The 13,809-nt window shown below is 70.9% G+C and carries 12 protein-coding genes; 6 read left to right on the top strand and 6 right to left on the bottom strand.

Annotation, left to right across the window (positions count from 1 at the left end; genetic code table 11):
• Positions 1 to 124 precede the first annotated feature (124 nt).
• The gene (locus C2L59_RS25550; RefSeq protein WP_103352042.1) at positions 125 to 1,597 is read right to left on the bottom strand and encodes an NAD(P)/FAD-dependent oxidoreductase; all 1,473 of its coding nucleotides are present in this window, start codon (positions 1,595 to 1,597) and stop codon (positions 125 to 127) included.
• A 66-nt stretch (positions 1,598 to 1,663) separates the two neighbouring features.
• Here C2L59_RS25550 and C2L59_RS25545 point away from each other — a divergent pair, with 66 nt between their 5' ends.
• Both C2L59_RS25545 and C2L59_RS25540 read left to right on the top strand, forming a co-directional pair.
• Positions 1,664 to 2,254 carry a TetR/AcrR family transcriptional regulator gene (locus C2L59_RS25545; protein ID WP_103352041.1) on the top strand — a complete coding sequence of 197 codons (591 nt, stop codon included), beginning with the start codon at positions 1,664 to 1,666 and terminating at the stop codon, positions 2,252 to 2,254.
• A gap of 174 nt (positions 2,255 to 2,428) precedes the next feature.
• A complete protein-coding gene (locus C2L59_RS25540) occupies positions 2,429 to 3,274 on the top strand; it encodes a chitosanase (RefSeq protein ID WP_103352040.1) in 846 nt (281 codons plus the stop codon).
• A gap of 6 nt (positions 3,275 to 3,280) precedes the next feature.
• Here C2L59_RS25540 and C2L59_RS25535 read toward each other — a convergent pair whose 3' ends face one another.
• Genes C2L59_RS25535 through C2L59_RS25525 form a run of 3 tightly spaced genes read right to left on the bottom strand, consistent with a single transcriptional unit; the run spans position 3,281 to position 5,430 of the window.
• A complete protein-coding gene (locus C2L59_RS25535; RefSeq protein ID WP_103352039.1) occupies positions 3,281 to 4,267 on the bottom strand; it encodes a PHP domain-containing protein in 987 nt (328 codons plus the stop codon).
• A 9-nt stretch (positions 4,268 to 4,276) separates the two neighbouring features.
• A complete protein-coding gene (locus C2L59_RS25530) occupies positions 4,277 to 4,780 on the bottom strand; it encodes a metallophosphoesterase (RefSeq protein WP_103352038.1) in 504 nt (167 codons plus the stop codon).
• Positions 4,777 to 5,430, bottom strand: a complete 654-nt coding sequence (locus C2L59_RS25525; RefSeq protein ID WP_103352037.1) for a GntR family transcriptional regulator — start codon at positions 5,428 to 5,430, stop codon at positions 4,777 to 4,779. The genes C2L59_RS25530 and C2L59_RS25525 overlap by 4 nt, the downstream gene beginning before the upstream one ends.
• 76 nt (positions 5,431 to 5,506) lie before the next feature.
• Here C2L59_RS25525 and araD point away from each other — a divergent pair, with 76 nt between their 5' ends.
• The 3 genes from araD to C2L59_RS25510 all read left to right on the top strand — a co-directional run bounded on the left by araD (position 5,507) and on the right by C2L59_RS25510 (position 10,408).
• The gene (araD, locus tag C2L59_RS25520) at positions 5,507 to 7,219 is read left to right on the top strand and encodes an L-arabinonate dehydratase (protein ID WP_103352036.1); all 1,713 of its coding nucleotides are present in this window, start codon (positions 5,507 to 5,509) and stop codon (positions 7,217 to 7,219) included.
• Positions 7,220 to 7,369: 150 nt separating this feature from the next.
• Positions 7,370 to 9,157 (top strand): VanW family protein, encoded by a 1,788-nt coding sequence (locus C2L59_RS25515; RefSeq protein WP_103352035.1) that lies wholly within the window; start codon positions 7,370 to 7,372, stop codon positions 9,155 to 9,157.
• Positions 9,158 to 9,208: 51 nt separating this feature from the next.
• Positions 9,209 to 10,408 carry an MFS transporter gene (locus C2L59_RS25510; protein ID WP_103352034.1) on the top strand — a complete coding sequence of 400 codons (1,200 nt, stop codon included), beginning with the start codon at positions 9,209 to 9,211 and terminating at the stop codon, positions 10,406 to 10,408.
• A 30-nt stretch (positions 10,409 to 10,438) separates the two neighbouring features.
• Here the strand turns inward: C2L59_RS25510 and C2L59_RS25505 are convergent, their stop codons facing one another.
• Positions 10,439 to 10,696, bottom strand: coding sequence for a hypothetical protein (locus C2L59_RS25505; protein WP_103352033.1), 258 nt, complete (start codon positions 10,694 to 10,696; stop codon positions 10,439 to 10,441).
• A 208-nt stretch (positions 10,697 to 10,904) separates the two neighbouring features.
• On the opposite strand from C2L59_RS25505, the gene C2L59_RS25500 reads away from it, so the two are divergent.
• Entirely contained in the window at positions 10,905 to 12,179 is a 1,275-nt protein-coding gene (locus C2L59_RS25500; protein WP_103352032.1) for a diguanylate cyclase, read from the top strand.
• 223 nt (positions 12,180 to 12,402) lie between these two features.
• On the opposite strand, the gene C2L59_RS25495 is transcribed toward C2L59_RS25500, so the two are convergent.
• A complete protein-coding gene (locus C2L59_RS25495) occupies positions 12,403 to 13,755 on the bottom strand; it encodes a TrpB-like pyridoxal phosphate-dependent enzyme (protein ID WP_103352031.1) in 1,353 nt (450 codons plus the stop codon).
• Between the last annotated feature and the right edge of the window lie 54 nt (positions 13,756 to 13,809).

The following is a 13,809-nucleotide window of genomic DNA, read 5'->3' as shown; positions in this document are numbered from 1 at the left end:
TCCAGCATATCGGGACATGGCCGCCCAAAAGAGTGGCGGACCGAATCTGTGGACGACTCGGCCCCGGTGGATGGCTCGGTGGCCTTTCTCCGCTCACTGCGGTACCACCGACCACGAACCGCGCCTACCGGACCACAGGCGCCCTCCCGATCTCGTAGTCCGTCTCGTCGAACGCCCCCACCCGCGACCGCAGCCGCCCGGTCGAAAACGGCCAGCTGAAACTGTTCCGCCCGTTCACATCCGTGTAGTAACTCGAGCACCCGCCCGACTCGTACACCGTCCCGGGCAACGCCGCCTGGACCTCCGCGTTGAACGCCTCCTGCACCGATGGCCGCACCGACAGGGACGTTCCCGCCGAACGCAGGGTCCGGGTCACCGCCGCCACCGTGTGGCGTAGCTGGGCCTCCAGGATCATGAACGCCGACGAGTGCCCGGTCCCCAGGCTCGGGCCCAGCAGCAGGTACAGGTTCGGGAACCCGGCCACCGTCGTCCCCGCGTACGCCTGGGGGCTGCCCTTCCAGTGGTCGTCGAGGCTCCGGCCGTCGCCGTCGAAAACTCGCGAAGACACCGGCATGTCGAGGATGTGGAAGCCGGTGCCGAAGATGATCGCGTCGACCTCCGCCGAAGAACCGTCCGCTCCCAGCACGCGCGAACCCTGCACCGAGCGCACCGCCGTCGGGTGCACGTCCACATGGGACCGGGTCAGCGACCGGTAGTACGTGTTCGACATGAGCAAGCGCTTGCAGCCCAGTGTGTAGTCCGGGGTCAACGCGCGGCGCAGCGCCGGATCCCGCACCGCGAGCCGCAGGTGGGCGAGGCCGATCTTCTGCACCTGCCGCAGCAGCCACGGGTGCCGGAAGCCGAAGCCGAGCGTCTCCATCGCGCCGTATTCGGCGCTGCGCAGGGCCCGCTGCAGCGCCGGGAAGCGCCGCAGGAGAAGCCGTTCGACGCCCGGGACGTGGTGGTCCGGCTTCGGCAGGACCCACTGCGCCGTGCGCTGGAACAGGTGCAGCCGCCCCACGCGCGGCACGATCTCGGGAACGAACTGGACCGCCGACGCGCCGCTGCCGATCACCGCGACCCGCTTGCCCGCCAGGTCGTAGCCGTCGTTCCAGCGCGCCGAGTGGAAGACCTCGCCGGGGAAACCGCCGAGCCCGGGCAGGTCCGGGACCAGTGGCTCGTGCCAGGGACCGGTGCCGGCGACCAGGACCCGGGCGCGGTACGGGCCCTGTGACGTCTCCAGATCCCACCGCGCGTCGCGCTCGTTCCACTGCGCCCGGGTCACCTCCACGCCGTAGCGGATCTTCTCGGTGACCCCGAACCGCGCCGCCGTGTCCCGCAGGTAGGTGCGGATTTCGGCCTGGCCGGCGAAGGCGCGCGTCCACTCGGGATTGGGCGCGAAGGAGTACGAGTACAGCGCGGACGGGACATCGCACGCGCAGCCGGGGTAGGTGTTGTCGCGCCAGGTGCCGCCCAGCGTGTCCGCCTTCTCCAGCACGACGAGGTCGCCGACGCCGGCCTGGCCGAGGCGGATGGCCGCGCCCAGCCCCGAAGCCCCGGCTCCGACGACGAGGACCGCGAAGTCACGTTGTTCCATTTCCGGAGACTAACAGTATTCGAATACTGTCGGTACCCCAATCCCGAAGTTCGCTAGAGTGCCCGCATGCCCCGACTCACCCGCGCGGAAAGCCAGGCCCGCACCCGCGAGCAGCTCGTCGAGACCGCCAAGCTGCTCTTCCTGCGCGACGGCTACTCGGTGACGTCGCTGGAGAAGGTCGCCGACGAGGCGGGGTACTCGAAGGGCGCGGTGTACTCGAACTTCCGCAACAAGGACGAGCTCTGCCTGGCGGTGCTCGACCGGATCCACGACGAGCAGGTCGCGCTGGTCGCCGAGGCGCTGGCCGGCGCCGAAGGCGTGGACGGGCTGCTCGCGGCGTTCCAGATCTGGGCCGAGCGGAGCATCGGCGACGAGGCGTGGACGTCCCTGGAGGTCGAGTTCGCGACGAACGCCCGGCGCGACCCGCACGTGCGGGCGGAGCTCGCCGCGCGGGACAAGGCCATCCGCGACACGATCGCCGGCCTGCTCACCGGGTTCGCCGAGCGGTTCGGGATCACCCTGCCGATGTCGGCCGACGACGCCGCGACGGCGCTGCTGTCCCTGGGCATCGGGCTCGGCGTCCAGCGCGCGATCGACCCGACGATCCCGGTGAGCGTGCTGCCCGACGTCATCCGCCTCTTCGCCGGGGGCCGCTGACCGTCCTTTCCGGACGCGGGAGAGTGGTCTGGACCGTTCACGAACATGAACGAATTCCGCCTCTTGTGGAGCCCGCTGACCCTTCGCTACCGTGTCGTTACGCCGCAGCTCCACCCACACCACCCGTAACCGCCGTGTTCCGACGGCGCATCCCGCGGAAAGGGTCCCCTCCCCATGAGCAAGAAGTTGCGGCCGGTCCTCGTCGGCACGCTCGGCGCGGCCTCCGTCGCCGCCCTCGTGATCACCACGCCGGCCCTCTCCTCCGCCGCCCCCGCGCCGCTGGCCGCGAGCAGCGCGTCGATCCTCGCGACCGGTGACCTTTCGGCACCGGCCAAGAAGGAAATCGCGATGAAGCTGGTGTCCAGCGCGGAGAACTCGTCGCTGGACTGGAAGGCGCAGTACAAGTACATCGAGGACATCGGTGACGGCCGCGGCTACACCGCGGGCATCATCGGGTTCTGCTCGGGCACCGGCGACATGCTCGAACTCGTCGAGGCGTACACGAACTCGGTCCCGGGCAACCCGCTGGCCAAGTTCCTTCCCGCGCTGCGCAAGGTGAACGGCACGGACTCGCACGCGGGCCTCGGCTCGGCGTTCGAGAGCGCGTGGAAGCAGGCCGCGGCCACCTCGGCGTTCCAGACGGCGCAGAACAACGAGCGCGACCGCGTGTACTTCAACCCGGCGGTCAACCAGGGCAAGGCGGACGGCCTGAGCAACCTCGGCCAGTTCGCCTACTACGACGCCATCGTGATGTACGGCCCGGGCGACAGCAGCGACAGCTTCGGCGGCATCCGCAAGGCCGCGATGAAGAAGGCGAAGACCCCGGCCCAGGGCGGCGACGAAGCGACGTACCTCAAGGCGTTCTTCGCGGCCCGCAAGGTCATCATGAAGCAGGAAGAGGCCCACGCGGACACGTCCCGTGTGGACACCGAGCAGGCGAAGTTCCTCAGTGAAGGCAACTTCGACCTGCACACGCCGCTGAAGTGGAAGGTGTACGGCGACTCGTACACGATCAACTGACGTCGGCTACCGGGCCAGGAGCGCATCCGCCGTGCGGGTGTTCAGGATGCGCTCCGGCCCGATTTCCGCCTTGATCGCGCGCTCGCACCCGTAGCCCAGCCAATCCAGCTGCCCCGGCGCGTGCGCGTCGCTGTCGATCGTGAAGTCACACCCGATTTCCGCCGCCAGGCGCAGCAGCCGCATCGGGGGGTCGAGGCGCTCCGGGCGGGAATTGATCTCCACCGCCACCCCGTTCTCCCGGCACGCGGTGAACACCGCCTCCGCGTCGAACTCCGACTCCGGGCGCCCGCGGCCCACCACCAGCCGGCCCGTGCAGTGGCCCAGCACCCGCGTGTGCGGGTTCCGGACCGCCGCCACCATCCGCCGGGTCATGTCGCGGGCGGGCATGCGCAGCTTCGAGTGGACGCTCGCCACCACGAAGTCCAGCTGCCCCAGCAGCTCGTCCTCCTGGTCGAGGGCACCGTCGTCGAGGATGTCGACCTCGATGCCGTGCAGCAGCCGGAACGGCGCCATCAGCTCGTTGGCCTTCGCGACGATCTGCATCTGCGTCCGCAGCCGGTCCGGGGACAGCCCGTTCGCCACCGTCAGCCGCGGCGAATGGTCGGTCAGCACCATGTACTCGTGGCCGAGGTCGCGGCCCGCCACCGCCATCTCGCCGATCGAACTGCCCCCGTCCGACCAGTCGGAGTGGGTGTGGCAGTCGCCGCGCAACGCCGATCGCAGCGGCTCGCCGTCCGGCAGCTTCTTCTCGACGATCTTCCCCCGGTACGCCGGATCACGGCCCGCCAGCGCGTCCCCGATGACGCCGGCCGTGGCCTTCCCGATGCCCGGCAACGACGTCAGCGTGCCGTTTTCGGCCAGCTGCGCCAGCTGCTCGACGCCGGTCTTGTCGACCGTCGCCGCCGCGTTCCGGAACGCCCGGACGCGGTAGGTCGGTTCCCCCGCGCGTTCGAGCTGGAACGCGATCTCCCGCAACGCCCATGCCGGATCCATGGGACCTGTCTACCCCCTCCGGGGCAGTTGGTGCAGCTCGACGTCCACCAGCGCGCCGTCTTCGATGCGGCAGGTCTGGTACGTGCAGTACGGCTGGCGGCGGCGGTCGGTCGGCGAACCCGGGTTGAGCAGCCGCAGCCCGGACGGCGCCACCGTGTCCCACGGGATGTGACTGTGGCCGAAGACCAGCACGTCGGTGTCCGGGAACCGCGCGTCGCACCGCTGCTCGCGGCCCTGCTTGGCGCCCGTTTCGTGGATCACGGCCAGGCGCACGCCGCCGAGGTCCGCCCGGGCGATCTCGGGCAGCCGCGCCCGCAGCGCCGGGCCGTCGTTGTTGCCGAAGACGCCGATCAGCCGCTTGCTGCGCTCCTCCAGCTCGTCCAGCAGGGCGACGTCGACCCAGTCGCCCGCGTGCACCACGACGTCGGCGGCCGCAACCTCGGCCCAGACCGGCGGCGGCAGCTCGCGGGCGCGGGCCGGCAGGTGGGTGTCCGAGATCAGCAGCAGCCTCATCCGATGGCCTTCAGCACCCGGTCCAGGAACCCGCCGATGTGGTCGCGCAGCAGCGTCGCGGCGCCCTCGGCGTCGCCCTTCTTCGCCGCGGCCAGCACCGCCCGGTGCTCGGTCCACTCCTTCTTCCAGCTGGGGTTGGCCTCCCAGCCGACGACGCTGATCAGCGCCGCGCGGTCCTTGAGGTCGTCGAGGATGCTGACCAGCAGCGGGTTGCCGCAGCCGCGGTAGAGCGCGCGGTGGAAGCGGCGGTTCAGCAGGCTCAGCGCGGCCTGGTCCTTGTCCGCGATCGCCGTCGACGCCTCCTTCAGCGCCTCGCCCGCGTCCTCGAGCAGCTCCGGGTCGCGCAGTTCGACGGTCCGCCGGACGGCCTCCGGTTCGAGCACCATCCGCACGTCGTAGACGGACTTCGCGAGCTCGGCGTCGACCGTGATCACCGACGCGCCCTTGTACGGGCTGAACGTCACGAGCCCGGAGTTCGACAGCACCTTGAGCGCCTCGCGCACCGGGGTCTTCGACACGCCGAGCCGCGCGGCCAGCTCCGCCTCGACGAGCGGCTGGCCGGGCACCAGTTCCCGGGTCAGGATGCCGCGGCGGATCTCCTCCAGGACCACTTCGGTCCGGGAGGCGGGCAGGCTGAACGTCCCGGTCATGGCGCGCTCCTATGGTCGTGTCGGCACCCATTCAACCAGGCCCGCCAGATCATATATCAGATGCCATACTGGACCCATGAAGCAACCCGAGGAGCTCCGCAGCCACCGGTGGTTCGGCGGCGAAGAACTGCGCAACTTCAGCCACCGCGCCCGCAGCCGCCAGCTCGGCTACAACCCGGAAGAGCACCTCGGCAAACCGGTCATCGGCATCCTCAACACCTGGTCGGACATCAACCCCTGCCACATGCACCTGCGCGAACGCGCCGAGCAGGTCAAGCGCGGCGTCTGGCAGGCCGGCGGGTTCCCGCTGGAGTTCCCGGTCGCCACGCTGTCGGAGACCTACCAGAAGCCGACCCCGATGCTCTACCGCAACCTGCTGGCCATGGAGACCGAGGAGATCCTCCGGTCCTACCCGATCGACGGCGCGGTCCTGATGGGCGGCTGCGACAAGACCACGCCGGCGTTGCTGATGGGCGCGGCCAGCGCGGGGCTGCCCGCGATCTTCGTCCCGGCCGGGCCGATGCTGCGCGGGCACTGGCGCAACGAGGTCCTCGGCAGCGGCACCGACATGTGGAAGTACTGGGACGACAAGCGCGCCGGCCTGATCGGCGACGCCGAAATGTCCGGACTGGAACGCGGGCTGGCCCGCTCCCCGGGGCACTGCATGACCATGGGAACGGCCTCGACGATGACCTCGGCCGCCGAGGTGCTCGGCGTGACGCTGCCGGGTGCCGCGTCGATCCCCGCCGTCGACTCGGCGCACCACCGGATGGCCGCGGCCGGCGGCGCCCGGATCGTCGGCATGGTCTGGGAAGACCTGACCATCACGCAGGTGCTCGACAAGCGCGCCTACGCCGACGCCATCACCACCGTGCTCGCGCTGGGCGGCTCGACCAACGCCGTGATCCACCTGGTCGCGATGGCCGGCCGCAGCGGGATCCCGCTCGGGCTGGCCGACTTCGACGCGATCGCCCGGCGCGTGCCGGTGCTCGCGAACATCCGGCCCGGCGGCGACTGGCTGATGGAGGACTTCTACTACGCCGGCGGCCTGCCCGGGCTGCTTTCGCGGCTGACCGACCTGCTGCACCCGGACCGGCTCACCGTCACCGGCCGCACCCTCGGCGAGAACCTCGCCCAGGCGCAGGTGCACAACGACGACGTCATCCGGACGCGGGACAACCCGGTCGCCGCCGAGGGCGGGGTCGCGGTGCTGCACGGGAACCTGGCGCCGTCGGGGGCGGTCATCAAGCACATCGCCGCCGAGGAGCACCTGCTCACGCACACCGGCCCGGCCGTCGTGTTCGAGGACTACCCGGACCTGAAGAAGCGGATCGACGACCCGTCGATCACCGCGGACTCGGTGCTGGTGCTGCGCGGCTCCGGCCCGCTCGGCGGCCCCGGCATGCCCGAGTACGGGATGCTGCCGATTCCCGCGCACCTGCTCGAACAGGGCGTCCGGGACATGGTCCGGATCTCCGACGCGCGGATGAGCGGGACCAGCTACGGCGCCTGCGTGCTGCACGTGGCCCCCGAATCGCACGTCGGCGGCCCGCTGGCGCTGGTCCGCGACGGCGACCTGATCACCTTGGACGTTCCCGCGCGGACCCTGCGGCTCGAAGTGTCCGATGAGGAACTCGAGCGACGGCGTGCCGGGTGGACGGCCCCGGCGCCTCGGTTCGAGCGCGGTTACGGCGCGCTCTACAGCGAACACATCACGCAGGCCGACGAAGGCTGCGACTTCGACTTCCTGGCCCGGGCGGGCCGCAACCCGGAACCCGACGCCCGCTGAACCCGAGCGGCACTTTCACGTGAAAGTGCCACTTCACCCGTCCGTGACCGGTTCATCCCCCGTTAGGGCGAGTCGTACGGCTTGTCCGGGTGCCCCGTACGCTGACCTCGTCACCGGCGTGCTCCAGCGCCGCGTTGAAGGGGTGGAGAGTTGCCGTACGAACCGCGCTGGCCCGACTCACACGGTGAGCAGACCGACGTCCTCCCGGTCGTCCGGCCCGAACCGGAACCGGGCGCCGGCCGCACGGCGAACCGCTCCCTCCGCAAGGCCGGCTGGATCGCCGGCGGCGTGTTCGGGCTGCTCGTCGCGGTCTACGGCGTCGACCTGCTGGTCAGCCAGGGCAGCGTCCCGCGCGGGGTGACCGTGGCCGGCGTCGACGTCGGCGGGATGGGCCGCGAAGCCGCCGAGCAGGAACTGCGCGGGAAGATCGAGCCGCGGCTGACCCGCCCGGTCGCCGTCACCGCGGGCGACGTCCAGGGCACGCTCTCGCCGACCATCGCCGGGCTGAAGCTCGACTGGCCGCAGACCCTCGACCAGGCCGGCGAGCAGCCGCTTAACCCCTTCACGCGGCTGTCATCGCTGTTCTCCAGCCGCGAGGTCGGCGTCGTCAGCCACGCCGACGACGCCAAGCTCACCGCCGCGCTGGAGCAGCTGCGCGGCAGGATCGACCGCGACCCGGCCGAGGGCACTGTGAAGTTCGACGGCGTCCAGCCGGTCGCCGTGCCGCCGAAGCCCGGGCAGAAGCTCGACGTGCCGGCCGCCACCGCCGCCGTCGTCGAGAAGTGGGCGAGCGGGGAAGCCCTGGCGCTGCCGGTGACCCACACGCCGGTCCGGACCACGCCCGAAGGCGTCCAGGCGGCGCTCGACGGGTTCGCGCGCCCCGCCGTCTCCGGCCCGCTGGTGGTCAAGGGCGAGGGCAAGGACGCCACCGTGAAGCCGGAAGCGATCGCCGCGGCGATCACCTTCGAGCCGGCCGACGGCGGCGGGCTGACGCCGAAGATCGACAACGCGAAGATCGCCGAAGCCGCCGGGCCGCAGCTGAAGTCCACCGAGAAGGAGGGCAAGGACGCGACCATCGTCTTCGAAGGCGGCAAGCCCGCGGTCGACCCCTCCACCGACGGCCGGACCGTCGACTGGGACCCCAGCCTCAAGCCGCTGCCGGACGTGCTGAAGAAGGCCGACGGCCGCGAAGTCCCGGCGATCTACAAGGACAGCCCGGCGAAGGTCACCACCGACCAGGCGAACCAGCTGGGCGTCAAGGAGGTCGTCGGCGAGTTCACGACGCAGAAGTTCGCCGCGGACTCCGGCGTCAACATCCGCGTCGTCGCCCAGAAGGTGAACGGCGCCATCGTCAAGCCCGGGGAAACCTTCAGCCTCAACGGTTTCACCGGTCCGCGCGGCACCGCGCAGGGGTACGTCGAGGCGGGCGTGATCAAGGACGGCGCCCCGGGACGCGAGGTCGGCGGCGGCATTTCGCAGTTCGCGACCACGCTGTACAACGCGGCGTACTTCGCCGGCCTCAAGGACGCCGGGCACAAGGAACACAGCTACTACATCAGCCGCTACCCGGCGGCGCGCGAAGCGACGGTGTTCCAGAACCCCAACGGGTCCAGCGTCATCGACCTCAAGTTCACCAACGACTCGCCGACCGGCATCGCGATCCAGACGATCTGGACGCCGTCGTCGATCACCGTGAAGCTGTGGGGCACCAAGCGCTACACCGTCGAGTCGATCCCCGGCGCGCAGACCAACCAGAGCGACCCGCAGCCCAAGCCGGGGCCGGCCGAGAACTGCCACGCCTCGAACGGCGCGCCGGGGTTCACCACCACCGACACGCGCGTGCTCAAGGACGCCGCCACCGGCCGCGAGGTCAGCCGCTCGACCCGGACCGTCCACTACAACCCGCAGCCGAAAATCGTCTGCGGAGGGGGTCAGTGACCTCCTAACGGCCGTTCACGCTGGGCGCCCGCGACGGTACCCTGGGTGTCCATGAACGGACGCGCGGCAGGGTTCCGGGACGTCCTCGGCGTGACCGAATTCCGGGCGCTGTTCTCGGCGCAGCTGGTCTCGGTCACCGGCGACCAGCTGGCCCGGGTCGCGCTGTCGATCCTGGTGTACGACCGCACGAACTCGCCGGGCTGGGCCGCGCTGACCTACGCCCTGACGTTCCTGCCGGACCTCGTCGGCGGCCCGCTGCTGTCCGGACTGGCCGACCGGTATCCGCCGCGGACGGTGATGGTCGTGGCCGACGTCCTGCGGACCCTCGCGGTGGCCGTCATGGCGACGCCGGCCCTCCCGCTGGCGGCGGTGGCGGCCCTGCTGGTCGGCGTCCAGCTCGTCAACCCGGTGTGGAACTCGGCGCGGGCCGCCCTGCTGCCGCAGGTGCTGCCCGGCGACACGTTCGTGCCCGGGATGGGCCTGCTGATGATGCTGGTGCAGGCGGGCCAGGTCGCCGGCTTCGCGCTCGGCGGGCTGCTCGTGGCGGGCCTCGGCACCGGCGGCGCCCTCGTGGCGGACGCGGCGAGCTTCGCGGTGTCGGCACTGTTCCTGGTCGGCGGCGTCCACCCGCGGCCACCGCGCGAGTCCTCCGGGGTCCGCTGGTGGCGGCACGTGCGGGCCGGCTGGACGGTGGTGGCCGGCGACCGGCGGCGGCTCGCGCTGGTGGCGCTGGGGTGCGTGTCGGGCTGCTACATCGCGGGCGAGGCGATCGCCGCGCCGTACGCCGCCGAACTCGGCGGGGGCGCGGTGGTGGTCGGGCTGCTGCTCGGGGCGTACGCGCTGGGGAACGTGCTCGGCATGGCGGCGTTGTCGCGGATCCCGCCGGCGCGGCGCAGCCGGCTGCTGGGGCCGTTGGCGGTGCTGGCGTGCGCGGCGCTGCTGGGCTGCGCGCTGCACCCGGACCTGGCGGCCACTTTGGCGCTGCTCACGCTGTCCGGGGTGGCCAGTTCGTACAACTTGATCGCGAACACGACGTTCGTGCAGCTGACGCCCGACGCCCAGCGCGCGCAGGCGTTCGGGTTCGCGTTGACGGCGCTGCGGGTGTCCCAGGGGGTGGGTGTGGTGCTGGCGGGGCTGGCGGCGGAACGCGTGGCGCCCCACGCCGTCGTGGCCGGTGCGGGCGCGGTGGGCGTGGTGGCGGCGTTCGGTGCGGCGCACCGGTGGCGGCAGGCGCAGCCGGAGCCCCGGTGACCGGCACGCGGGCCGGTCACCGGGCACGGCTCAGGACCGCGTCCAGTCGGTCGGGCACTGCGGCAGCGCTGGCGAGACGCCGGGCCGGGTCCAATCGGTGGGCAGCTCGCGGACGGTCCAGTCGGTGGGCAGTTCGCGGGCGGTCCAGTCGGTCGGCAGCTGCCGCGTGGTCCAGTCGGTCGGGATCGCGCGGGTCCAGTCGGTGGGGAGCTGCCGCGTCCAGTCGGTCGGCCGCTGCGCGCGCCGGCGGGACGGGACGATGTTGGCGTTGGGCAGGAAGTGCGACATGATTTCTCCTGGTGGTGAGGAATGGTGCACGGTGCGTGACCGGACGGTAGCCCGACCAGCCTAGTGACACACCGCGTTCATTCGATTACAGTGACGATTTCCGCGAAGAGTTCCGTCCTGGGAAGAGGGGCGTTTCGTGGGATTGTCCGGGTCCCAAGGGCGAAAGCCCAGCTCAGAACGTCCACGATCAGGTATCCGTACGTGGGCGATGTGGAAGCTGGCCACTCCGGTGCTCGGCTACGTCCTCGTCGTCGACGCGCTGGCGTTGATCATGGTCGTGACGACGGCCGCGCTGGTGCCGCTCACGGCCCAGTCGCTGCTGTGGTGCGGCCTGATCCTGGCCGGCGAAATCGTGCACCTCGAAGCGGCGCAACGCATCGAGCGCATCCGCGAGCTGGCCGCCGACGGCCGGCCGCACATGCACCTCCAGTCGATCTGGATCTTCGCCGGGCTCCTCCTGCTGCCCCCGCCACTGGCCACTGTGGTCATCGTCGTCAGTTACGCCCATTCGTGGGTCCGGGTGTACAAACGCCGCGGCGTGATTCACCGGAAAGTGTTTTCCGGCGCCACGGTGATCCTCGCCTGCGCCACGGCGGGTGCGGTGCTTTCGGTGGGCACCGGACACGTGGCGCCGTACGTCCCCTACTTGGACGGTTTCGGCGGGATGACGGCGCTGCTGGTGTCCGGGCTCGTCTACTTCGGCCTGAACTACGTGCTCGTGATCGTCGTGATCCTGATGAGCAACCCGGGCAAGCCGGCGCGGCAGGCGTTCGGCAACCCGTCCGACGTGCTGATCGTGCTGGCGGCGGTCGGCGTCGGCTGCGGCATCGCGCTGGTGATGACGGTCCGGCCGTGGCTGCTGCCGGTGCTGATGGTGACGCCGGTGGCGCTCCACATCGGCCTGCTGCTCCCCCAGTTCCAGGCGGCGGCCCGCACGGACTCCAAGACCGCGCTGCTCGCCCCGGAGTTCTGGGTCCAGCTGGCCCGCAACGAGCTGGCCCGCGCCGCGGAGCTGTCCTCGACGGCGGGCGTGTTGATGATCGACATAGACCACTTCAAGGCCATCGACGACGGCAACGGCCACCTGGCGGGCGACGAGGTCCTGCGCGCGGTGGCGGCGGCGATCCAGAGCTCGGTCCGCGGCGGCGACTACGTGGGCCGCTTCGGCGGCGACGAGTTCGTGGTGCTGCTCCCGGGCACGACGAGCGCGGAGATAGCGTCGGTCGCGGACCGCATCCGCACGGCGATCGCCCGCGTCGAGGTCCCGGTCCCGGTGATCCGCCCGGGCAAGCCGGAGGTGATCACCGGCTTGACGGCCTCGATCGGCGCAGCGGTGTACCCGGAAACGGCCACGGAGTACACAATCCTGCTGCAGGCCGCGGACGACGCGGTGTTCGAGGCCAAAGCGGGCGGCCGCGACCGCGTGGTCCTGGCGACCGCCCGCACGGAGCTCACGCGCCCGGAAATCCCGGACGCCCTCTGACTACCAGTAGGGAGGGCGGACACCGGAAGCGGGAGCTGATACCGAGCAGGAGCCTTCATGTCTCCGTTGCTGATCCTGGCCGTGGTCTTCGGCAGCGCGATTCTGGTGGCGGTGATCGCAGCCGCGTTTTCGAGCGGGCCGAAATCCAGAGAGCCCGAGATCGAACCGGACACCTGGACCCGGGACAGAGTGGGGCGAAGGAATGATTACTCGAGCGCTCGGGTCAAGGCAACGTCGCCAGCGACTCCGCCAGCGTCGCTTCGGACAGCTCGTCGTCCACCATTTCCCCGGCCAGGTAAGCACCATAAGCCGGCAGGTCCAGGTGCGCGTGCCCGCACAGGGCCGTGAGGATCGCCTTCTCCTCACCCGTCTCCCTGCACCGCAACGCCTCCCGGATGCACGCCGCCAGTGCGTGCGTCGGCTCCGGAGCCGGGATGATCCCCTCCGACCGGGCGAACCGCACCCCCGCCGCGAAGCACTCCTGCTGGCCGATGGCGAGCGCCTCGATCAGGCCCAGCTCGTGGATGTGGGAGATGAGCGGCGACATCCCGTGGTAGCGCAGGCCGCCCGCGTGGATCGGGTCCGGGATGAACTCGTGGCCGAGCGTGTGCATCTTCAGCAGCGGCGTGAGGCCCGCCGTGTCGCCGAAGTCGTACGCGTACTTGCCGCGCGTCAGCGACGGGCACGCGGCCGGCTCGACCGCGCGGATCACCGGGTCCATCCGGCCGGCCAGTTTTTCGCGCAGGAACGGGAAAGCCAGGCCGCCGAAGTTGGAGCCGCCGCCGGTGCAGCCGACCAGGACGTCCGGGGTGTCGCCCGCCAGCTCGAACTGCTTCAGCGCCTCTTCGCCGATCACCGTCTGGTGCAGCAGCACGTGGTTGAGCACGCTGCCCAGCGCGTACCGCGTGTCCGGGTCCTGCGCCGCCTGCTCGACGGCCTCGCTGATCGCGATGCCGAGGCTGCCGGTCGAATCGGGGTGCTGCTCGAGGATCGCCCGGCCGGACTCGGTCAGCTCGGACGGGCTCGGGTGGACCGTCGCGCCGAACGTCTCCATCATCAGCTTGCGGTAGGGCTTCTGGTCGTAGGACGCGCGCACCTGCCAGACCTCGCACTCGAGGCCGTACTGGGCGCAGGCGAACGCGAGCGCGCTGCCCCACTGGCCGGCGCCGGTCTCGGTGGTCAGCCGCGTGACGCCTTCGGCCGCGTTGTAGAACGCCTGCGGTACTGCGGTGTTCGGCTTGTGCGAGCCGACCGGGCTGACGCCCTCGTACTTGTAGTAGATCCGCGCCGGGGTGCCCAGCGCCTTCTCCAGGCGGCGCGCGCGGAACAGCGGCGACGGGCGCCAGAGCCGGTAGACCTCCCGAACCTCTTCCGGGATGTCGACATAGCGATCAGTCGTTACTTCCTGGGCGATGAGCGCCTGCGGGAACAGCGGCGCGAGGTCGTCGGGCCCGAGCGGCTCGCGGGTGCCGGGGTGCAGCGGCGGCGGTGGCGGCTCGGGCAGATCGGGGACGACGTTGTACCACTGGGTCGGGAGATCGGCTTCGTCCAGGACGTATTTGGTCTGTTCAGCCATCACGCCTCCTTGGTCGGCACTCCAACTTAGGACGCTCCCGGCCCCGGAGCCAGT

Source organism: Amycolatopsis sp. CA-128772, assembly GCF_002904295.1.
Taxonomy (GTDB): domain Bacteria; phylum Actinomycetota; class Actinomycetes; order Mycobacteriales; family Pseudonocardiaceae; genus Amycolatopsis.
Note: the sequence above shows the minus strand (reverse complement) of the source record. Positions and strands in the feature narration are given on the sequence as shown.

Bases quoted from the DNA above. Each gene is read 5' to 3' on its own strand.
- C2L59_RS25525 (WP_103352037.1), bottom strand. From the start codon at position 5,430: ATGACCGGGACGTTCAGCCTGCCCGCCTCCCGGACCGAAGTGGTCCTG.
- C2L59_RS25545 (WP_103352041.1), top strand. From the start codon at position 1,664: ATGCCCCGACTCACCCGCGCGGAAAGCCAGGCCCGCACCCGCGAGCAG.
- C2L59_RS25500 (WP_103352032.1), top strand. From the start codon at position 10,905: ATGTGGAAGCTGGCCACTCCGGTGCTCGGCTACGTCCTCGTCGTCGAC.
- C2L59_RS25505 (WP_103352033.1), bottom strand. From the start codon at position 10,696: ATGTCGCACTTCCTGCCCAACGCCAACATCGTCCCGTCCCGCCGGCGC.
- C2L59_RS25550 (WP_103352042.1), bottom strand. From the start codon at position 1,597: ATGGAACAACGTGACTTCGCGGTCCTCGTCGTCGGAGCCGGGGCTTCG.
- C2L59_RS25495 (WP_103352031.1), bottom strand. From the start codon at position 13,755: ATGGCTGAACAGACCAAATACGTCCTGGACGAAGCCGATCTCCCGACC.
- C2L59_RS25535 (WP_103352039.1), bottom strand. From the start codon at position 4,267: ATGGATCCGGCATGGGCGTTGCGGGAGATCGCGTTCCAGCTCGAACGC.
- C2L59_RS25540 (WP_103352040.1), top strand. From the start codon at position 2,429: ATGAGCAAGAAGTTGCGGCCGGTCCTCGTCGGCACGCTCGGCGCGGCC.
- C2L59_RS25530 (WP_103352038.1), bottom strand. From the start codon at position 4,780: ATGAGGCTGCTGCTGATCTCGGACACCCACCTGCCGGCCCGCGCCCGC.
- araD (WP_103352036.1), top strand. From the start codon at position 5,507: ATGAAGCAACCCGAGGAGCTCCGCAGCCACCGGTGGTTCGGCGGCGAA.
- C2L59_RS25510 (WP_103352034.1), top strand. From the start codon at position 9,209: ATGAACGGACGCGCGGCAGGGTTCCGGGACGTCCTCGGCGTGACCGAA.